This is a genomic window from Pseudoalteromonas sp. APC 3691 (genome assembly GCF_030408135.1).
Taxonomy (GTDB): domain Bacteria; phylum Pseudomonadota; class Gammaproteobacteria; order Enterobacterales; family Alteromonadaceae; genus Pseudoalteromonas.
Genome location: NZ_JASDCB010000014.1, coordinates 1 through 21,400 on the forward strand (window position 1 = coordinate 1; position 21,400 = coordinate 21,400).

The 21,400-nt window shown below is 38.8% G+C and carries 18 protein-coding genes and 1 pseudogene; 13 read left to right on the forward strand and 6 right to left on the reverse strand.

All coding sequences use genetic code 11. The features are described from left to right. Positions 1–233 (forward strand): annotated as a pseudogene (locus QL998_RS06545) (IS4 family transposase); the annotation flags it as partial. A 37-nt stretch (positions 234–270) separates the two neighbouring features. Here the strand turns inward: QL998_RS06545 and QL998_RS06550 are convergent. Continuing rightward, positions 271–1,818 (reverse strand): methyl-accepting chemotaxis protein, encoded by a 1,548-nt coding sequence (locus QL998_RS06550; RefSeq protein WP_290174454.1) that lies wholly within the window; start codon positions 1,816–1,818, stop codon positions 271–273. Positions 1,819–2,407: 589 nt separating this feature from the next. Here QL998_RS06550 and gshA point away from each other — a divergent pair. Both gshA and QL998_RS06560 read left to right on the forward strand, forming a co-directional pair. Further along, positions 2,408–3,985 (forward strand): glutamate--cysteine ligase, encoded by a 1,578-nt coding sequence (gene gshA, locus QL998_RS06555; RefSeq protein ID WP_290192350.1) that lies wholly within the window; start codon positions 2,408–2,410, stop codon positions 3,983–3,985. 148 nt (positions 3,986–4,133) lie between these two features. Then, on the forward strand, positions 4,134–4,745 hold the full coding sequence (locus tag QL998_RS06560; protein ID WP_290192351.1) for a transglycosylase SLT domain-containing protein: 612 nt from the start codon (positions 4,134–4,136) through the stop codon (positions 4,743–4,745). A gap of 46 nt (positions 4,746–4,791) precedes the next feature. Here the strand turns inward: QL998_RS06560 and QL998_RS06565 are convergent, their stop codons facing one another. From QL998_RS06565 to ccsA, 3 genes are all read right to left on the reverse strand, one after another. After that, entirely contained in the window at positions 4,792–6,114 is a 1,323-nt protein-coding gene (locus tag QL998_RS06565; protein ID WP_290192368.1) for an IS4 family transposase, read from the reverse strand. Between the two features lie 115 nt (positions 6,115–6,229). After that, positions 6,230–7,498 carry a CNNM domain-containing protein gene (locus tag QL998_RS06570; protein ID WP_002962198.1) on the reverse strand — a complete coding sequence of 423 codons (1,269 nt, stop codon included), beginning with the start codon at positions 7,496–7,498 and terminating at the stop codon, positions 6,230–6,232. A gap of 61 nt (positions 7,499–7,559) precedes the next feature. Beyond that, complete coding sequence (ccsA, locus tag QL998_RS06575) at positions 7,560–8,366, reverse strand: cytochrome c biogenesis protein CcsA (protein WP_002962197.1); 807 nt, start codon at positions 8,364–8,366, stop codon at positions 7,560–7,562. A gap of 252 nt (positions 8,367–8,618) precedes the next feature. On the opposite strand from ccsA, the gene ffh reads away from it, so the two are divergent. The 6 genes from ffh (at position 8,619) to tyrA (ending at position 13,603) form a co-directional block, all read left to right on the forward strand. After that, on the forward strand, positions 8,619–9,998 hold the full coding sequence (ffh, locus tag QL998_RS06580; RefSeq protein WP_002962194.1) for a signal recognition particle protein: 1,380 nt from the start codon (positions 8,619–8,621) through the stop codon (positions 9,996–9,998). A 260-nt stretch (positions 9,999–10,258) separates the two neighbouring features. Next, positions 10,259–10,507, forward strand: a complete 249-nt coding sequence (gene rpsP / locus QL998_RS06585) for a 30S ribosomal protein S16 (protein ID WP_002962192.1) — start codon at positions 10,259–10,261, stop codon at positions 10,505–10,507. A gap of 17 nt (positions 10,508–10,524) precedes the next feature. Further along, on the forward strand, positions 10,525–11,061 hold the full coding sequence (rimM, locus tag QL998_RS06590; RefSeq protein ID WP_182756022.1) for a ribosome maturation factor RimM: 537 nt from the start codon (positions 10,525–10,527) through the stop codon (positions 11,059–11,061). Further along, entirely contained in the window at positions 11,061–11,828 is a 768-nt protein-coding gene (gene trmD, locus QL998_RS06595) for a tRNA (guanosine(37)-N1)-methyltransferase TrmD (RefSeq protein WP_149594286.1), read from the forward strand. Before rimM ends, trmD begins: the two co-directional genes overlap by 1 nt. A 33-nt stretch (positions 11,829–11,861) precedes the next feature. Next, on the forward strand, positions 11,862–12,221 hold the full coding sequence (gene rplS / locus QL998_RS06600) for a 50S ribosomal protein L19 (protein ID WP_002962189.1): 360 nt from the start codon (positions 11,862–11,864) through the stop codon (positions 12,219–12,221). Between the two features lie 248 nt (positions 12,222–12,469). After that, positions 12,470–13,603 (forward strand): bifunctional chorismate mutase/prephenate dehydrogenase, encoded by a 1,134-nt coding sequence (tyrA, locus tag QL998_RS06605; RefSeq protein ID WP_002962944.1) that lies wholly within the window; start codon positions 12,470–12,472, stop codon positions 13,601–13,603. A gap of 61 nt (positions 13,604–13,664) precedes the next feature. On the opposite strand, the gene QL998_RS06610 is transcribed toward tyrA, so the two are convergent. Beyond that, a complete protein-coding gene (locus QL998_RS06610) occupies positions 13,665–14,822 on the reverse strand; it encodes a chorismate mutase (RefSeq protein ID WP_024604450.1) in 1,158 nt (385 codons plus the stop codon). A 361-nt stretch (positions 14,823–15,183) separates the two neighbouring features. Between QL998_RS06610 and QL998_RS06615 the strand changes: the two genes are divergently transcribed. Continuing rightward, positions 15,184–18,198, forward strand: coding sequence for an EAL domain-containing protein (locus QL998_RS06615; protein ID WP_290192352.1), 3,015 nt, complete (start codon positions 15,184–15,186; stop codon positions 18,196–18,198). A gap of 12 nt (positions 18,199–18,210) precedes the next feature. Here the strand turns inward: QL998_RS06615 and QL998_RS06620 are convergent, their stop codons facing one another. Beyond that, positions 18,211–18,540 carry a translation initiation factor gene (locus QL998_RS06620; protein WP_002962947.1) on the reverse strand — a complete coding sequence of 110 codons (330 nt, stop codon included), beginning with the start codon at positions 18,538–18,540 and terminating at the stop codon, positions 18,211–18,213. A 135-nt stretch (positions 18,541–18,675) separates the two neighbouring features. Here QL998_RS06620 and QL998_RS06625 point away from each other — a divergent pair, with 135 nt between their 5' ends. From QL998_RS06625 to QL998_RS06635, 3 genes are read left to right on the forward strand one after another with little or no spacing between them, the layout of a single operon-like run. Next, positions 18,676–18,981, forward strand: coding sequence for an STAS domain-containing protein (locus QL998_RS06625; protein WP_290192353.1), 306 nt, complete (start codon positions 18,676–18,678; stop codon positions 18,979–18,981). Continuing rightward, positions 18,981–20,630 carry a SpoIIE family protein phosphatase gene (locus tag QL998_RS06630; protein ID WP_290192354.1) on the forward strand — a complete coding sequence of 550 codons (1,650 nt, stop codon included), beginning with the start codon at positions 18,981–18,983 and terminating at the stop codon, positions 20,628–20,630. The genes QL998_RS06625 and QL998_RS06630 overlap by 1 nt, the downstream gene beginning before the upstream one ends. A gap of 56 nt (positions 20,631–20,686) precedes the next feature. Next, complete coding sequence (locus tag QL998_RS06635) at positions 20,687–21,346, forward strand: GAF domain-containing protein (RefSeq protein WP_182195395.1); 660 nt, start codon at positions 20,687–20,689, stop codon at positions 21,344–21,346. The last annotated feature ends 54 nt before the right edge of the window (positions 21,347–21,400 follow it).

Consider the following 21,400-nt stretch of genomic DNA (forward strand, 5'->3'; position numbering starts at 1 on the left):
TGTTATCTCCCAAAGCATGGAAGTTATTGTGGTTAAAGAGAATAAAAACACCATTGCCTGAAACTGCTCCAAATATGTCATGGGCGTATCAGGAACTGGCAAAGTTAGGAGGCTGGAAAGATACCAAGCGCACAGGGCGTGCATCTGTGAAAGTGTTATGGCAAGGATGGCTTAAGTTACAAGCCATCCTGGAAGGCTACGATTTAGCAAAATCTCTTGAGTCAGACTTGTGATCAAGAGACAGCTAAAATAGCGGCTTTTTTATGTTTGTTAAACTTTAAAAGTTAGTAATAAATCGTTCACTCTACGTGAGCCTTCAACAAGCTCAGCTGCACCTTTTGCCACATTAAAGCTTAAACTTAAGTTGTTATCGCCAAAGTCTTTAATTTGCGAAACATTATTACTAATGTCGTTACTAACCATTTGTTGCTCTTCTGCAGCGGATGATATTTGTATTGCTAAGTGAGATATTTCACTGATTTGGATAAAAATACCCTCTAATTCAACTTGGGTTTTATCGGTTGTCAAAACACAGTTATCGGCTTGTGCTTTAGTGCTTTGCATTACTTTGGACCAGCTAAATAAAGTGTCTTGTATTTCTTTAATAGAACTATGGATTTGTGTCGTAGCATTTTGAGTGCGTGACGAAAGAGTCCTTACCTCATCGGCGACTACAGCAAAGCCTCGACCATGTTCTCCCGCTCTAGCTGCTTCAATCGCTGCATTAAGAGCAAGTAAGTTAGTTTGATCGGCAATTCCTTCTATTTCACTCATTACCTTACCAATTTTATCTGCTTCAGAGGCTAAGCTGGTGGCTGTATTTGCAGCTTGTTCTACTTGAGAAGCTAAGTCAGATACCATTTTACTATTATCAGCAATGTGGTCTTTTATCTCTGAGCAACTTTGATGGGTGTTATTCACTTTATCCGCTGTTTGAGCGGTATTTACTGATATTTCACCAATGGTAGAACTCATTTGAGTCATCGCTGATGCAATTTGTTCTAAACGCTCACCTTGAGAAGAAATGCCTTTTTCGGTAAGTGTTGATTGTTTGTCTAAATCAGTCGCGATGCCATTAAAGCTTAATGTTGAGTCTTTCATACGGCCAAGAACGGTGCGCAATTTTGCACTTAGCATTTGCTCTCTATAATCACTTACACTGTGCGGTGTATGGCCGCTGTAAATATAACGAGAGATTGAATCGGCTTTTGCTTTTTGTTCGCGTAATATTTTAGGGGTAACAATGAGTTCGTCATAATTTAGCACAATAACTAAAGCACAAATAAATAGGCTAATTGCAGCAATGGTGATTGATGCCGCAACAGCAATAAAAATCAGCCAAAATAATAGGCTTATAAAAGTAAGGCTTTGTCGTATTGTGGTGTGTTCTCGTAGTTTAAATAATGACTTGTTGGTATTTATTTTGTTGTAAAGTGTTTGTGCACGTTGCTTAAGTTGAGAGCTTGCTTTGGTTCTTACAGATTGATAACCAACAAGTCGGCCATGTTCAAAAATGGGGGTTACAAAGGCATCTACCCAGTAATAGCGGCCATCTTTACAGCGGTTTTTAACCATACCGCGCCACGAGTGTTCTTGTTTTAATGTTGCCCACATTTCTTTAAAGGCTGCTTTTGGCATATCAGGGTGGCGAACAATATTATGATGTTGACCGATAAGCTCTTGTGCGCTATATCCTGCTACAGCACAAAACGCTTGATTGACGTATGTTATTACACCTTTAAGATCAGTAGTGGAAACCAGCTCTTGTGATTCATCAAAGTATACTTCTTCATTTTTTAAGCTTTTATCATTGTGCATTGTATTTATTATCATCCTTTATTGTTGCAGTCATTATATTGCTTACACACTACAAAGCAAAAAATAGCGTCTTTCCTTCTATGCTCATAAGACAAATGATTGTATTTATTGATCTAGATCAAGTTTAAATACCAGACAGCTAAATTGAACTGATTTTGCATAAGTTCCGGTCTATTACTTTAAGCTGATATTTTACTTATTTGATTTATAGTTAAATACGTATTTAAAGCATTTGTATAATGCACATAGCAATGGCAATATTACGACTTAATATAATGATGTTGGTCATATTAAGCGCATGTATAAAGTGGGCAAATAATTATTAAATTTGAAAAGTTATATTGTTCTTAGCAATTTATTCCAGTTGCATTAAATGAATGATCTATTATAGCGCTAAGAAAATAGCACAATAGCACGTCGAAAATTATGAAATATAGTTGTTCTATATGAATAATTTTTAACGCAGTGAGTGCGCTATTTAATGCGATACAATGATCATATTTTCAATAAAAATTGGTATTAATCTTGAGTCTAAGTAATTAGTCCCCATAACCTTATGATTAAGCCACGTGGCCCGAGGAAAGATTTTTTGACAACACATGATTTAGCTAACGCACTTGAAGCGTTATCAGTAAATGAGCACCAACATGCAGTTAAAGGCATTAAACGTGGCATAGAGCGAGAGTCGCTAAGAATACAAGAGAATGGTGCTATATCACCTAAAGGTCATCCAAAAGGGGTGGGCAGTGCGTTAACTAATGGCCATATCACAACTGATTTTTCTGAATCTTTACTTGAATTTATTACTCCAGTTAGTGAGTCGTCAACGCAAACTCTTAAGCAATTAAAAGATCTTCAAAAGTTCACTCTAGAAAAGATGGACGATGAACTGCTTTGGCCTATTAGTATGCCATGCTTTATTGAACACCAAGATGATATTGTTTTAGCTCAATTTGGTAGTTCAAATACTGGTCAAATGAAAACACTATACCGTGAAGGATTAAAAAATCGTTACGGAAGTATGATGCAAGCAATTGCAGGTGTTCACTTTAATATTTCATTCCCAGATACGCTTTGGCAATCGCTTCATTCGTTACAACAAAGTAATGCAAGCCTTCAAGATTTTATTTCAGAAGGTTATTTAGCGCTTATTCGTAACTTTAAACGCGAACTATGGCTAATAAGTTACATGTTTGGTGCATCACCAGCATTATGTAACTCATTTTTACAAGGTCGAAAAACCGATTTACCATTTAAAAAACTAGGTAAAGGTACGCTTTACTTAGAAGTTGGTACGGCACTGCGTTTAGGCAATTTAGGTTATACAAATAGCGCCCAGTCGTCACTACGCGTAATGTATAACTCGTTAGATGAATATGTTGCAGGTCTTAAAAAAGCAATCAACACACCATCAGAAATTTATGGTGATCTTGATGACTATAAGAGTGAAAACCCTAAACAATTAAATAAAAATATTCTGCAGATTGAAAACGAATTTTACTCGCCAATTCGTCCTAAGCGTAATGCTAAAAGTGGCGAAACGCCAACGGATGCATTGCTTCGAGCAGGCATTGAATATGTAGAAATTCGCGCGTTAGACGTTAATCCGTTTAGCGAAGTGGGTATTGATATTGAGCAAATTCATTTTTTAGATGTGTTTTTAACGTATTGTTTATTAAAAGATTCAGCTCCAATGGATTGGAAAGAACAAGCACGCAGTACTGAAAACCTCGACACAGTAGTCAATCAAGGTCGAGAAGAAGGGCTAATGCTTAACTTTAATAACACACAGCGTAGTTTTCAGTCGTGGGGCGATGAAATATTTGCACAGCTCACTGATGTCGCTAAATGGATGGATAATGCTTATGGTGTTAATTATTACTCCGATACTATAAAGCGCATGGCAACGTGGGTGCATAATCCAGAGCTTACTTATTCTGGACGTTACGTGTCGCAATTAAAAGAGTCTGGTTTAGACAACGGTCACTTTGCACTAGCACTGGCTAATAAATACAAACAAAGTCACGCTGACACTGATTACAGTGAGTTTTTAAAGCCTTGGCTGGAACAACAAGTTGTAGAGTCTAACGAAGCACAAACTGCAATTGAGCAAGCAGATACCCAGTCATTTACCGCCTTTTTAGATGCGTATTTTGGCGGTAAATAATCTTAATACTTAGTAAAATTTAAGCAAAAAAAAACGCAGCCTAAGTAGGCTGCGTAAATATATATTCAGGGATGAACTAATGCTGTACTGCTGCATTCATTGAGTCAGACCCACACTTTTTAAAAAAGTTCTGTGAGATCTTAGAAAAATGAAAAAAAATGCAATTATTTTATCTCTTGCCATTACTTTAGCTGGTTGTGCTACAGCGCCTCCGAAACAACCTAACGATCTATGCAAAATCTTTGAAGAAAAACCTGATTGGTACTTTGACGCAAAAGACGCGCAAGAAAAATGGGGCTCTCCTAAGCATGTACTCATGAGTATGATGTACCAAGAAAGCTCCTTTAAGCATGATGCGGCTCCACCTATGGAGTACTTCTTATGGATAATTCCAACCGGTCGCGCAAGTGATGCCTATGGTTATTCACAGGCTAAAACACCAACATGGTCAGATTACATTCGTGAAACAGGCAACAATGGTGCTGATAGAGACGACTTTGATGATGCAATCGACTTTATGGCATGGTTTGTTTATAAAACGCATAAAGTAAATAGAATCTCTAAGTGGGATGCTTATGCACAATACCTTAATTATCATGAAGGTTGGGGTGGTTATAAGCGTGGCACATATAAAAAGAAAAAGTGGTTAATGGGTGTCGCAAACAAAGTTAAACACAGAGCGAGCCGTTATGGTGCGCAATTAAAACGCTGTGAAGACGAGCTTGATAAAGGTTGGTTTGAACGCCTTATATTTGGCTAGAAAGTTATTAATGGATATAAAAAAGGAGCCAATCGGCTAATGCCAGTCAGTTAAGCTGACTGGCATCTTTCTTTTTATGGGGATACTTAGATGGTTTTGGCTTAACCCATCGGGGATATCTTCTATCCTCTCGTCTAGCTGGAAGCTTAAATAAGACCAGTGTATTGAGTAAGTGCTGCCAGTGTATTGGAATGTTTCCTGGACTCATTATAGATACTGACGAGAAATACTGAATGACAGCCATCGAACTGCTAGAGAAACTAAGCTGGTTAGGCCATATCCCTGTAACTGTCGCCGCCATCGTCATTATTCTTCGTATTAAATTATAGGCGAGTAACACGCCCCATAGCTCCTGACGCACCATGTCTGGACGCTTGCTTCTTAAATGGTATGCGCTATCAAGCATGGTTTGTTTGATTTCTCTAAACCCAAGTTCTATCTCCCAACGATGACAATATAATTCAACAATTTCATTACCTGGATAACGCAATCTATCCGTCATCGAGGTTAATATACGGTAGCTTTTGCCCTTTATTGTTTTACTGATTAATCTCGCTTTAATCGTTTCAGGAACATCGGGAAAGTTTTTTTGTGCATGCTTTGTTGTTTTCAATTCAATGATATGGTCATTTTTACCCGCGCTGGAGATGATTTCATACTGTAAGTCGGGCCTTGCTGGTATCAGCCAGTGCCTCATCTTCCCAGTTTGGTGCCAACGATTTAACAGGCCTAAAGAATAATATCCTTTATCAAACATAGTCAGTGAATTATCTGGTGTACGTTCAATTAAACGCTCAGCTAATTTCATCTCGTTGGTTTTATAGTTATCAAACTCGCTACTGAGCAGTTGATGGCTGGTCAATTCCATATGACAGACCATGCGTATTTGAGGAAAGGCTGTATCACCGTATTGGTTGCTACCTGAAGAGAAGGCTTTACGATTATCAGGCGTGTCGGCTGTTCGCCACACAACACCGTCAACAGCTAATAGGTTCAAACCATTCCATGTTTCGAATGACTGTTGCTTATACATTGATTGAGCAGATTTATTGAAAACGTGTTTAACGGAATCATCACCTAACCTTTGTCTCGCCTGTACCATCGCACTTGGAGCAACGAGTTGGTTCTTGCCAGGTAACATGATATCTAGCTTATTAGCGATATTCCAAACTGATTCTTTTCGAAACAATGCCATGCCAATAACTGACCACAAAACGGCTTCAAGCGGTAATCTTCGCTTACGAACGGTTGCAATCCCTGCTTGTTGAAAGCCTTGTTCAATGATTTCAGGGTCAAGAATTTCTGATAATTTTTCAAAGGTATGGTATCGGCTGCTTTCTTCAAGTGTTGCTTGCAGTGCTTGTTCTATATTCACAAAAAATCCGTAGTTAGTTTCCTAACTACGGATTTTGCATGATCGTTTGGATCGGTCAACCGGTCATTTTCTTAACTGATCGGCATTAGCCAATCGGCTCCTTTTTTACTTAGCGAGAACGCTTATTAGGCTGAATCTTCACCTGTTTTATCATATTCTCTTTTACTTCGAGTACTTCAATAGGGTACCCCGCAATACGTAAACTAATATTTGCATCGGGAATATCTTCTAAGTATTCAACAATTAAGCCACTCAAAGTTTTTGGGCCATCTAGTGGGAAATCCCAACCCATCTCTTTATTTAAATCGCGTACGTTAGCGCCGCCATCTACAATACAAGAGCCATCGGTTTGTGTTTCTACTTCCTCGCTTGGCGTACGAGTTTGTGTCGTTGTAAAATCGCCAACAACTTCTTCTAAAATATCTTCAAGCGTTACTAAACCTTGAATATCGCCATACTCGTCTACTACTAAGCCAATACGCTCTTTAGACTGCTGAAACTTTAACAGCTGAGTGTTAAGTGATGTTCCCTCTGGGATAAAGTAAATTTCGCGTACAGCACGCAGCAAAGATGGTTTATCAAATTGCTCTTTTGTAAGTAGACGAAGTGCATCTCGAGAGTGAATAAAGCCTACTGCGTCATCTATATTGTCGCGATACAATAACACGCGAGTATGTTGTGCATGGGTAAGCTGACGACTAATTAGTTTCCAATCATCGTTAATATCAATAGCCACAATTTCGTTACGTGGGATCATGATATCTTCAACGGTTACTTGCTCTAAATCTAAAATTGAGGTCAGCATACTTTGATGGCGAGCAGGGATAAGTGCGCCTGACTCATTGAGCACTGTTTTTAATTCTTCTTTGCTCATGCTGTGCTCGTCGATTTGAGCGGCACTAATACCAAATAATCGCAATATCCCGTTGGTCATCCAGTTAACGATAACAACAAAAGGAAAAAGAATTTTTAGTAACCCTTTAAGTATTATTGAGCTTGGAAAAGCAACTTTTTCAGGATAGAGGGCAGCAAGAGTTTTAGGTGTTACTTCGGCAAATATAAGCACGACTAAAGTTAACACACCCGTAGCGATAGCAATACCAAGGTCACCGTAAAGGCGAATACCTATAATGGTAGCAACTTGAGCTGCAGCTATATTGACAAGATTATTGCCAATTAAGATTAAACCGATGAGCCTATCTGGACGGCTAAGTAATTTACTGACTCGTTTAGCTGCACGATGATCCTCTTTAGCGAGGTGTCGCAGGCGTATACGATTGATTGACATAATTCCGGTTTCTGAACCAGAAAAATAAGCAGAAAAAAGCACCAAAAAACCTAAAATGATAAATAGGGTACTTGTCGATATGTCGTCCAACGATGGATCCTTTTCTTATAAATCAATGCGTATTAAGCTAGAGTGAGCAAGCAGAGTCAAGTTAAAACTTATTTAGTATCACTTCTTGTATGAAACGGCTGCCAAAATATGCGAGTGTGAGGACAAATGCAGCGACCATGATCGTAATAACCACAGGTTTACCGCGCCAACCCTTTTTCATATGCCCGATGGCTACAATGGCAAAAATAGCCCACGCAACTAACGACAATATCGTTTTATGAATGAACTCTTTAGCAAACATCCCATCAAGAAATACAAACCCCGAGAGTAATGCGAACGTGAGTAATATGGTGCCTAAATTAAGGAGTTGGTAAAGCTGGCGCTCAACAACCATCAAAGGCGGAAGGTGACTATGCACAATTGCTAAATCTTTACGTTTTAAACGTTTATCAATAAAGTAGAACTGTACACCATATAAAGTAGCAATAATTAAAATACAGTAGGCCAATAGGGATAAGGAAATGTGTGTTACTAAGCCAACCTCAATATTAATGCTTTGCAGTAAAATATGATGAGGAATAAACAAACTGGCAATTGTAAGTAAAGCACCAAAACCATAAACAACGGGCAATAATAAAGTGGCAGGGAACTTTAGCGACACAGCTGTTACTGAAACTACAATAACCCAGCATGTTAAAAGGGAGACGTTTACAATACTTAAGTCTTGACCGTCGGATCTAAAAACAGAGTTAACTAACAGCAGCATATGCGCCACTATAGCAACCGTGCTCAATATGACGGTTACCTTTTGGCTAGGGCCTTGTTGATGAAACAGGCGTGAGAGCACGTGAGACGTTGCTAACACATAAAATAAACTGGCAATAATAGTTAAACTAATAATCAGCATTGTGCTTGGGCCACTTAATTTGAGACAAAATAATCCTTGTTGTTATATAGCCATTGTATTTTATAGCAAAGCAAATGCATAGACCTTAAAAAAAGAAACTCAACAAGGTGCACTTGAACACTGTATTGTAAGACGCCATATACGGTATACTACTTTTAATTGAAACTTAATAAGTCAATCCTGGTTAATTGAAAATCAAACTAACCGCAAAATTTTAATGGATTGATATAAACGTCTTATCGGAACCGTTACATGTTTGAGAACCTCCAAGAACGATTAGGTAAAACCTTAAAAAATATCAGTGGCCGTGGCCGTCTGACTGAAGACAACATAAAAGACACACTTCGCGAAGTGCGTATGGCATTTTTAGAAGCCGATGTGGCACTGCCTGTTGTTCGCGAGTTTGTAAAACAAGTTAAAGAACGTGCAGTTGGGGTTGAAGTTACAAAAAGCTTAAGCCCAGGCCAAGTATTTATAAAAATAGTGCGTGAAGAACTAGAAAAAGCAATGGGTGAGGCCAATGAAGAGCTAAGCCTAAATGCACAACCGCCAGCCGTTGTTATGGTAGCGGGTCTGCAAGGTGCGGGTAAAACCACCAGTGTAGCTAAGCTTGCTAAGTTTTTAAAAGAACGCAAAAAGAAATCAGTGCTTGTAGTAAGTGCCGATGTTTATCGCCCTGCTGCGATTAAGCAGCTAGAAACGCTTGCTACAGAAGTTGACGTTGATTTCTTTCCAAGTGATATTTCGCAAAAGCCAGTGGATATTGCAAACGCTGCAATTTCTCATGCTAAAAAGAAATTTATAGATGTAGTACTTGTTGATACCGCAGGTCGTTTACATGTTGACAGCAACATGATGGACGAGATTAAAGATCTTCACAAAGCAATCAACCCAATTGAAACTTTATTCGTTGTTGATGCAATGACGGGTCAAGATGCGGCAAATACAGCTAAAGCATTTGACGAAGCCCTGCCACTAACCGGTGTAATATTAACAAAAACCGATGGTGATGCACGTGGTGGTGCTGCTTTATCTATTCGTCATATCACAGGCAAACCAATTAAATTTATGGGTGTGGGTGAGCGTACTGACGCACTTGAGCCTTTTCATCCAGACCGTATAGCGTCGCGTATTTTAGGTATGGGTGATGTACTTTCATTAATCGAAGAAGTCGAAATGAAAGTAGATAAAGAGCAAGCTGCCAAAGTTGCTGAAAAAGTATTTAAAGGTGCCGGTTTTACCCTTGACGACTTTGCTGATCAATTAAAGCAAATGAAAAACATGGGTGGCATGATGTCGATGCTTGATAAGCTCCCTGGTATGTCTAACTTACCAGATGCTGTTAAAGGCCAAATGGGTGACAAAACATTTATCCAAATGGAAGCTATTATTAGCTCAATGACTAAAAAAGAGCGCGCACGTCCAGAAATCATCAAAGGTTCGCGTAAAAAACGCATCGCAGCTGGCTCTGGTACACAAGTACAAGAGATCAATAAGCTGCTTAAGCAGTTTACGCAAATGCAAAAAATGATGAAAAAGATGAAAGGTAAAGGCGGCATGACTAAAATGATGCGCGGTATGAAAGGCATGTTACCACCTGGGATGATGGGTGGCGGTGGTCCTAAGTTTTAAAAAATACTTTTGAGTTATTTTTTAAAATAATAGCGAATCATATTTAAAGGAGCAAATAGCTCCTTTTTTGTTGAATAAATTATGCATGTAATACACCTTTAACCCTAATTTGTCGTTGAGATCACGGTTTAACCTACTAAACTGTCTTTTTGCTTCACTTCTTACTTGCGTTATTGCCAAAAACTCGTACAATTCCCCAGCTCCCCATTCTGGGGAGTAAATCTTATTAATGAAAACAGTCAATCTTTATAGAGGACGGTATGGTAACTATTCGTTTGCAACGTGGTGGCGCTAAAAAACGCCCTTTCTATCAAATTGTGGTTGCGGATAGCCGTTTCTCGCGTGACGGTCGCTTCATCGAGAAAGTAGGCTTTTTTAACCCAATTGCTTCAGGTCAAGAAGAAAAAATTCGTTTAGATTTACCACGTGTTGAACACTGGGTAGGTCAGGGCGCATCTCTTTCAGATCGCGTAGCTAAGTTAGTAAAAGACGCTCGTAAAGCGGCTTAATAGGCGTAAGTGTAACCATGAGTCAAGAGAACACCTCATCAATAATTGTCGTAGGAAAGCTCGGTGCCCCATATGGTATAAAGGGCTGGCTTAAGGTACATTCATTTACTGATGATCCCGTAGGGATCTTCGATTTCAGCCCGTGGTTGATAGGGCAGCAAGGTAAATGGCAGTCCTTAGAAGTGGTCGACTGGCGTCGCCACAACAAAGGCTTTATCGCTAAATTTGCGCAGATAAACGACCGAGACGAAGCAATGGCTTATACCCATGCTGAAATCTCAATGGATGCAGCGCATTTACCAGAACTTCCGCAAGGTGAGTTCTATTGGCGAGATCTCATTGGCATGTCTGTTGTAACCGATAAAGGTTATAGCTTAGGCATTGTTGATGACCTTATGGAGACAGGGTCAAATGACGTACTAGTTGTGAAAGCAAACAGTAAAGACGCATTTGGTCAAGCTGAACGTTTGATTCCTTTTTTAACTGATTCAGTTATTAAAGAAGTTAAATACGACGCAAGAGAAATTACCGTAGATTGGGAACCAGGGTTTTAATGACGCAAACTAGTTCATTATGGGTAGGGGTTATAAGCCTTTTTCCAGACATGTTTGACGCTATTACAGACCAAGGTGTTACCGGTCGCGCAGTAAAAAATGGTTTAATTGATTTTAACTGTTGGAATCCGCGAGACTACGCTTTAGATAAGCATAGAACCGTAGATGACCGTCCTTACGGGGGCGGACCAGGTATGTTAATGATGGTTGAGCCATTAAAAAAAGCGATTGCCGAAGCTAAAAAAGCAGCTGGTGATGGCGCTAAAGTAATTTATATGTCCCCGCAAGGGCGCAAACTTGATCAGCAGGGCGCTGGCGAACTCGCTAACTCTAATAAACTGATTTTGATTGCCGGTCGCTATGAAGGTATAGATGAGAGAATAATAGAATCATATGTTGACGAAGAATGGTCAATTGGTGATTTTATTTTGAGTGGTGGTGAACTACCTGCCATGACGTTAATTGACGCAGTAGCGCGATTAGTGCCAGGTGTGTTAGGTCATAACCAGTCAGCAGAACAAGATTCGTTTTCGGATGGCTTGTTAGATTGTCCACACTATACACGACCAGAAACATTGGACGACAAACAGGTTCCTGCTGTATTACTCAGTGGAAACCACCAAGAGATAGCAAAGTGGCGGCTTAAGCAGTCATTAGGTAGAACTTGGTTACGACGTCCTGACTTGTTGCATAACCTAGCTCTGACTGAGGAGCAAGCGGTATTACTCGCAGAATTTCAGCAAGAGTACCAAAAAGCTTGTGGCTAGAAGACAGTTACACCTAGGAAAGTGAGAAACATAATGGCAAAAGTAAACCAAAATATTATTAAAGCGCTTGAAGATGAGCAGCTTAAAACAGACGTACCTGCATTTGGCCCTGGTGATACAGTGGTTGTACAGGTAAAAGTAAAAGAAGGTGCTAAAGAGCGTCTACAGGCCTTTGAAGGTGTTGTAATCGCTAAGCGTAATCGTGGTCTTCACTCAGCATTCACAGTTCGTAAAATTTCGAACGGTGAAGGTGTTGAGCGTGTATTCCAAACGCACAGCCCTCTTATTGATAGCGTAGCAGTTAAGCGTCGCGGTGCAGTTCGCCGTGCTAAGCTTTACTACCTACGTGAGCGTTCTGGTAAATCTGCACGTATTAGAGAAAAACTTAACTAATACGCGCTGTTTATCAACGCAAAAAAACGGGTTGCATCCTTCGGGTTGCAACCCGTTTTGGTTTTAGAATATTATTTTCTCAATTCTCAATTCTCAATTCTCAATTCTCAATTCTTATTTCCTCATTAGTAAAATTTAAGCTTTAGCCTTTTATCAGTTAGCTGATCCTGTTAGTATTTATCGTATTGATTAGTTTACTTTTATGTAAATTTATATTTACGTTATTTGTTTTTTAAGGTGGTATGAACGTGGCTGACATAAGTGATTTAGCACAGCTGAGAGAAGGTATAGATGAATGCGACGCACAACTTGTTGCCTTACTTGCTAAACGTAATGGTATTACGCAAAAAATTGGTGAGATAAAACAACAAACAGGCGCGCCTTTACATGCACCTAATCGTGAAGCAGAGCTATTAGCGGCAAGAAGACAAGAAGCAATAAATCAAAATGTAAGCCCCGATCTCGTTGAAGATATACTAAGACGCATGATGCGAGAAGCCTATCAAAACCAACAAGCAAAACTTGCATGTGCAGCGCCAGAGCTTTCGCCAATTGTTATTGTAGGTGGTCAAGGTGCTATGGGGCAGCTATTTGCTCAGCAGTTTATTCGCTCAGGTTACGAAGTTAAAGTTTTAGATAAAGATCAGCAAAACGATGCGCAAAATATTTTAAAAGGTGCCAAGCTGGTAATGATTAGCGTACCAATTAATGCATTGGACGCAGTAGTTGCTAAGTTACCTAAACTAGATGATGACTGTTTACTAGTTGATATTACATCGGTAAAGCAATCGCCTATTAAAGCACTAAAAGCTGCGCACAGTGGCCCTGTGGTGGGTTTGCATCCTATGTTTGGCCCTGACATATCACACTGGGTAAAACAAACAGTCGTTGTATGTGAAGGGCGAGAGCACCAAGCGGCAAAAGGCTTGTTACAGCAGTTACAAGTATGGGGTTGTCAGCTTGTTGAGCTTGATGCTAAAAAGCACGACGAAGCAATGCAAATTATTCAGGTAATGCGCCATTTAACAACATTTGTGTACGGACAGTTTTTAGCAAAACAAAGTCATACACTAGAAGAGTTACGTAGTTGCTCGTCACCTATTTATCAATTAGAGCTGATGATGGTAGGGCGTTTATTTGCACAGTCGCCGGAGTTGTACTCAGATATTATGTTAGCGCAATTCGATGATGTAGAGAGCCTACTCGCACAGTACCAAGACACTTTTGCAAGTACATTGGAAAAATTAAAAGCAGGAGATAAAGCAGCGCTTATTGATTCTTTTGCGCAGGCGAAAGTTTACTTTTCTGACTCAACAGAGCACTTTTTAACACAAAGCCGAAGCTTATTAAATAAAGCGAATGATTCAAAAGTTTTAGACTAATACTCGTCACTTTTTACTAAAAAGGGCCGATATCGGCCCTTTTTAATTATGAAAGTGTGTATTAAGTATTAACGCTTACTGCCTGCAATGACTCGCTTTGATAGCAGCCTAAAATACGCACATATTGGGTGTGTTCTTTAAGTTCTTCTAGCGCTTCTTTTACTTGGCTATCAGCTAAGTTTGCTTCAAGATCTACATAAAATACTTCTTCCCACGGATTGCCCGGAGTTGGGCGCGACTCAAGTTTTACTAAATTAATCTTATGCTGTTTAAAAATCATCAACGCATCGGCTAGTGAGCCCGCTTGCTGTTTTGTCGACATGATCAAACTAGTTTTAGTTGGAATTTGGTTAGACACTTGCAGAGGTTTACGCGCAACAACAATAAAGCGGCTATGATTTTCGCTTTGATTAGCAAGATTTGATTTGATGACTTCAAGGCCGACATTTTTTCCTGCTTGTGCAGAGCCAATTGCAGCACTATTTGGTGTGTTCAGAGCTGATTGTAATGCACTTGATGTAGAGTCACATGTTTCGTGTTGTAAATCACCTAAGCCTTGTAAAAAGCGGCTGCACTGCGCAAATGGTTGTGGATGTGCAAATACTTTTGTCAGTTGGCTAAGTTCAGTATCAGGGTTTGCGAGTAAGCAATGCTCTACACTGTGAGTGACTTCTCCAACAATCGAGACTTGTGCGTGCTGTAATAAGTCAAATACTTCGTTAATACTACCAGAGCTTGTGTTTTCAATCGGTAATAAACCAAAATCAGCTTGGCCGTTTTCTACTTTACCTGTTATGTCGTCAAACGATGTACAGCCAATTTCAATTAATTTACCAGGGCGGCGACTAAAGTATTTATGACATGCAAGCTGGCTATAAGAACCCTGACCACCTAAGTAAGTAACACGATGTGTTTCACTCAGTGCATCTGGATTAAGGTTTTTTTGCAGCATTGCTTGTTGGTGTAAAACTGAATCTTCCAAAATAGTTTGAAACACATTATTTACGTAGTAAGCATCTAACCCCAGTGATTTACCATAACCAATCAATTTTTCTAGAAGCGCGAGTTCACGTGCTTCATCGCGAATTGGCTTATTGTTCGCGATTTTGTATTCAACCACGCCGTGGCTAATGCGACGGCGTTTAGCTAATAACACCAGTAAGTCGGAGTCTATTTCATTTATATCGTGTCTTAGTGCATTTAATACATCATTTGTCATTTTGGTATCCTCATTCCAAAAGTAGGCTGTTACTACACAGCAAAAACAAAAAAGCCTCCCAGTTGGGAGGCTTTACTATTCGATTGATTTTATCTCACAAACAGGGAAGCCTCTTTTATATAAAGAAGCTAAAAAACGAAAAAAAAGTGCGAGAGATAAATAGTTTCATGCAGTTAATGTATGGAGAGTTACTAACAATGTCAATAACGATACGTTGCTAAATAAGCGCAAAGCGCTATTTATTTGGTCATAATTAGTTTTTAGTGATATTTAACAAATAATTTATAAATATTAAGTCAGATCTGATATATTTCGTAAACTGGTTCAAATAATAACAATTATTAATAATTAAGGTTGACCTGTGGTTTACAGACGCCCTCCATCGCGTTTTGGATTTAATTCTTTAAGTGTAAAACTTTCACTACTTATATCTGCTATTTGTTTAATAGCAGGGGTGTGTGCGGCTGCCTTAATGCTTAAATCTGAAGAGAAACAACTTGTTTTTGAAGAACATGAGATTTTAAAAAGCTCGACAGACTTATTAGTGAAGCAATTTAATGAGCGCATTAAAACAAAAATAAATATTGCGCAGCAAGCTAATAACGTAGTAACACAGCAACTTTTCCAACCCAATTCACCAATTAATTTAAGCAACAAATCACAGTTACAGTTTAATAGCGACGGTACGATTCGAAGTGCCTCGGCTGATGGCTTATCAGCAGCATTTTTACCGCAGCAAAATTACTCTCCTTTTTATAAACGCCTATTTAATGATTCTGAGATGCTGTGGCGTATAATATCTCCTACACTAGTACACGACTTTTTTAACTTTTATCTCATTACAGATGATGATTTTATTCGTGTTTCTCCTCCAAACTGGGCACTGAACGCACCAGCTGGTTTTAGAGCGACGAATGGCTCAACTTATAAATCGATTAAGAGCACGCTTGAAACAGTAAGAGAGCCTGCATGGTCAAAAGTCTACTACGATACAGTATGGCGCAAGTGGGTTATTAGCCTACTAGTACCTGTTTATGTTGATAATGAGTTTTTAGGTGTGACGGGGAGCGATATTTCCCTCAACAAACTTATTTCGTTTTTACCTGTTGGTGATAAAGAAAAACACCTACTTGTGTTTGATAGCAAAGGGCAATTGTTGGCACACCCAGACTTAAATCCGACCTTACTAGCTGACTATGGTAGTGATAATAAAGCACTCGCTACTAACGAATTTGTAAACCCAGCGCTGCAGTCGATTATTGACGATGTTATTGCAGTGAAGTTACCTGAATACGCAAATTCATTTGAAAAAAATGACGAAGCTCATATTATCAATATTCGTAAGATTGATGACTTAGATTGGTACATAGGGGTATATAAAAAGCGTTCATCTACGTTATCTGCATTACAAGATTTAAAACTGAAGTTTTTCGGTCTCTTTATTTTATACGCAATATTAGTTGCCTTATTGCTGCATCAAGCGCTTTATCAACTAGTCCTTCGCCGTTTACATACTTTAGTTTATGCAGTAACAAGCTTTGGTAAAGGTCAGTTAACAACTGAGTTTCCGCCAGAAAACAAAGATGAGATTGGTACCCTTAATGGCTCATTTAGAGACATGACGGTAGAAATCCGCAAGCTTATTGATGGTTTAAACCAAAGAATTACAGAAAAAGAAATTGCTGAAAAAGCAGCTAATCGTTTGTCTAAAGCGGTAGCGTTCTCGGGCACTGGGGTTGTGATCACCGATGAAAATTTTGTCATTGAGTACGTAAACCCCAAAATGCTCGAAATGACTGGCTATCCAGAAAGTCATTTTAATAGAGCGCCATTACTTAATATTATTGCCTCAGAAATGTCTATTTTAGTTGAAGATATAGACATAGATTTACGCAGTCGTAATTACTGGCGCGGGGACACATTAATAGCGGGTTTAAATAAAGAGCCAATTTGGGTGTCTTTAAGTGTTTCGCCAATTCGTGAAGAGGGCGGTGAAATAACCAGTTATGTAGCATCAGCACAAGATATTTCGTTTGTAAAAGAAAGCCAGCGTAAAATGGAACAACTAGCTTACTTTGACACCCTTACAGGCCTTGCCAACAGAACATTTTTTAGAATGCAATTGCGTAAATCAATGGCATTAGCGGAGCGCGGGCATTATGCATTTGCTTTGTTTTACTTTGATTTAGACGAATTTAAGCGTATTAACGACACATTAGGCCACGATGCCGGCGATCAATTATTAATTGAAGTAGCAAACAGACTTAAAAAACGTTTACGAGCCGAGGACACCATAGCGCGCTTAGGTGGTGATGAATTTGCAGTGTTGCTCAGTGGTATAGAAAGCCAAGCTCACGCGGCTGATGTTGCCAATACAATTCAAAAAACACTGAACGTGCCTATAAAACTAGGTAGCAATGAAGTTATTGTCAGTGCAAGTATTGGTATAACTATGGCTCCTTACGATAGCTTAGAGGAAGATCAGTTACTCAAACATGCTGATTTGGCAATGTATGAGGCAAAAGCAAAAGGACGTAATACCTTCCACTTTTATAGCCAAGAATTAAATGCGGCCGCAAATGAGCGTTTATTTATTGAAAATGAGTTACGTATAGGGCTCAAAGAAAAGCAATTTGTAGTTTACTACCAACCTCAAGTTGATAGCCGTACTCATCAAGTTGTTGGCTATGAAGCGTTATTAAGATGGTTCCACCCAGCTGAGGGCGTAATCCCTCCAGATAAATTTATTCCTATTGCTGAGGCGACAGGCCTTATAGTTGAATTAGGCGAATGGGTGCTTCAAGAGTCCTGTGATTTTGCCGTAAGATTAGCAGAACAAGGTCTAGAAAATAATATATCGATAAACTTATCGGCCCGCCAGTTTAAAGACTCAAGCTTAGTTACAACGCTGAGCAAAATGATAATTAAGTCGGGTGTTTCAGCAAAGCGCCTTCACTTAGAGCTTACCGAAAGCATGCTAATGGGTAATGTAGAGGCAGCCATTACACAATTGCACGAGCTTAAAGCATTAGGTATATCTATTTCTATTGATGACTTTGGTACAGGTTATTCGTCGCTCAGTTACTTAAAACGATTCCCGGTTGATATATTGAAAATTGACCGTTCATTTGTAAAAGATATCCCAGAGGATACGAATGATATGGAAATCACTGCAGCTATTATTGCCATGGCGCAAAAGTTAAAGCTAGACGTGGTTGCAGAAGGGGTTGAGACAATAGAGCAGATGCAGTTTTTACAAAATAATAATTGCTTCATTGTGCAAGGTTATTATTTTAGTAAGCCAATTGCGGAACACGAACTACCGAATTTGTATGAAAGGTTAAATGAACTCGCAAATAGCGAAGTAATTAGTTAATAAAATTGCGGGTTAACCACCCGCAATTTTAACTTTAAATTTTAAAGCTTCTAAAATGCCTTTTAGTTTATCTCGGTCATCACCTTGTACTTCAATAATGCCTTCTTTTACTGCGCCGCCTTGGCCCATTTTGCTTTTTATAGTTTTAGCTAACTTTTTTAAATCGTGATCTTTTGGATCAATGCCAACAACTAGCATTACGCCTTTGCCTTTACGCCCTTTTGTTTGACGCTCAATGCGAATAAAACCATCTTTAAAAAGTTTAGCGTGTAACTCTTTTTCTGGTTTTGGCTGGTCAATGCGACCCGTACTAGTTGAATATACTAAGTGACTATCACTCATACCTTACCTTTGTGGATAAAAATGAATTAAATACTGGTGTAAATGATAGCAAATTTGAAGTTGTGTGTTTTTCTTTTTGCTAAATACTTTTAACAGGTTATATTTAGTTCAAAGGAAATATTATTGGAGTTTACTATGAGTTTAACTAAGAATGAATCTGTCGATGGCACTACATTAACAATACAAATTAAAGGTAAGTTTGATTTTAATTTAGTGCAATCTTTTCGCCAAGCCTATGCTCAAATGAGCGAAGAAACAGTAAAGGTAATTATCGATTTAAGAGAGACTGATTATATGGATAGTTCAGCACTTGGCATGTTACTTAATATGAAAAAAACCATTGATAGCCAAGTGCAAACCATCGAAATAAGTAATTGCCAACCTCAGCTTAGAAAAATCCTACAAATTTCACGTTTTGATAAAAAGTTTGATATTACCTAATGATACATGTGTTGATTGTTGACGATCAGGCGCTCAATCGCATTTTACTAAGTAAAATGCTTGAGCAGGAAGGTTACAAAATTTCAGTGGCTTACAATGGGCTAGATGCACTTAATGTACTTAAAAGAGAGCAAATAGACATTGTTTTACTCGATGTATTAATGCCCGTAATGGATGGTTTTGAAGCAGCTGAAAAAATAAAGCAGCAGTATAGTGAAGTTTACTTACCGATTATTTTTATAACCTCCTTAGAAGATCAAGCAAGTTTTGAGCGGTGCCTCGCGGTAGGTGGCGATGACTTTATTCATAAACCATTTGAAAAAGTTATTTTGCATGCAAAAATTAAAGCACATAGCCGCACCAGAGAGCTAAGTAAAAAATCGAATCAACAAAAAAAACTGCTTGAATATCATCACAATCAAATTGAACGTGAACACGAAATAATTGAGCATATTTTTAATAACTCATTAGAGAATCAAGGCAAGTTTAAAGAGTACCTCGATTTTAATTTATCGCCGGCGTCTATGTTTAACGGCGATATGTTTTTAGTGGCGCAAAGTCCAATAGGCAATCTGTATTGCATGTTGGGAGACTTTACAGGGCACGGCTTAGCGGCAGCTATTGGTGCATTACCTATCTCTCGTGTTTTTTATACTATGGTACAAAAAGGCATGGCGATTAATGACATTGCCTGTGAGCTAAATACACTGCTTTACAATCTCCTACCTGGACACATGTTTTGTGCTGCAACCATTATAGAGCTTAGTGCATCCGGTAAAAGTATTTCTGCATGGATGGGCGGCCTGCCAGATGCGTACCTAATAGATAAAGACGGTAATGTAAAACAAACATTAGAGTCGCAACATATGGCGCTGGGGATTTTAGACGACCAAGAATTTGAATATGAAGTTATTCACTTTGAAACGAATAGTAATACACGCCTAGTATTAGCAACCGACGGTATTATAGAAACAGCAAACAAAGAAGATACATTTTTTGGGGAAGAGCGTTTTTTACAAACCTTAAAAAGTAAATCGATGATTAGTAGCGAAGATATAGTGGGTGACGTTACTAAGTTTGCAGATGGCACTAAACAGCAAGATGATTTAAGTATTGTTTTACTAAACTGTCTGCCTTTAGTTCCTGAGGAGCAAGAGCGAGAAGCATTCTCTACTTTAGCGTTTAATTTATCTTTGAGTTTAAACTCAGAACAAATAAAAAAAACAGACCCCGTTTACGACGTTGTTAATATTTTAAGCAGTGTTGAGGGGTTAAATGCTCACCGCTCTAATATATTTTTACTGTTGTCTGAGGCGTATAACAATGCGCTTGATCATGGTGTACTAGGGCTAGACTCAGAGATTAAAAAACAAGAAGACGGCTTTTTTCGATATTACGAATTAAGAGAAGCAGCTTTAGCTAAACTTACAGATGCTATGATTATTATTGATATGCGCTATTGCCCTGATACGCTCAGTTTATATTTCATTATTTGTGATTCAGGCCGAGGGTTTAGTAGTAAGCACGATGAGCTGGCAAAGGTTAATAATGAATTTGGTAGAGGGGTGTCTTTATTAGAAGAAATAGCCGAAAAAGTAACTTATAACGCCAGCGGTAACCAAGTTGAAATGTGCTACAAGTTGAGCTAGCTCTGCAAAAATATCCATGCTATTATTCTCGAAACTTTAGATGTATGGATGGCCAAATGATTTCTTCTTACCTAAAACAAGCACAACTAAGTGCTAATCCAGCTTTGATTTCAACAGAGCTTGAAAAGCTTGAGCTACATTTAGCAAACACAGCTTTGCCTAATGTATGTTGGGAGTATCAAATACCTGAGCTTGGCGAGGGCGGTGCGTGTAGTTTATTTGGTTACCTACAAGATGAGCCATTCAAATTAACTGATTATCTTAAAAATGATGAGCAAACACAGTTCAAGCTAGCTAATTTACAAAGTATTGTGAGCTACATTGAGCAGCAAACAGGCGTTGATTGGTATGGTATTTATCAATCAACTAATACCCATGAAGGTAATCAACTATTAAAATTGGCTTATCATGGTGCGCCTAGTCGTCCGTTGTTTCCTTTAACGCAAGCATTTTCGGCTGGCAGTAACAACGTACAGGTTGCGCTATCTCACAAGGGCCGCATTATTAATAACGTTGAAGCGTATTTATCACAAGGTGGTGAATACTACACATGCGATCCTAAAGTTAAATCAGAAACCTGCCTACCTTTATTTAATGCACAAAATGAATGCGTTGGTATTGTAGATGCTGAAGCCTTTAAAAATGATTTTTTTGATGAAAAGACGCTTGCCATTTTAATTGCATGTTGTATTAAAATTCCTCACTTTCTAGTGTAAATAACGCTAGTCAATATGATGTGCTTTTATGTTAAGCTTAGCTTAACAGCTAAC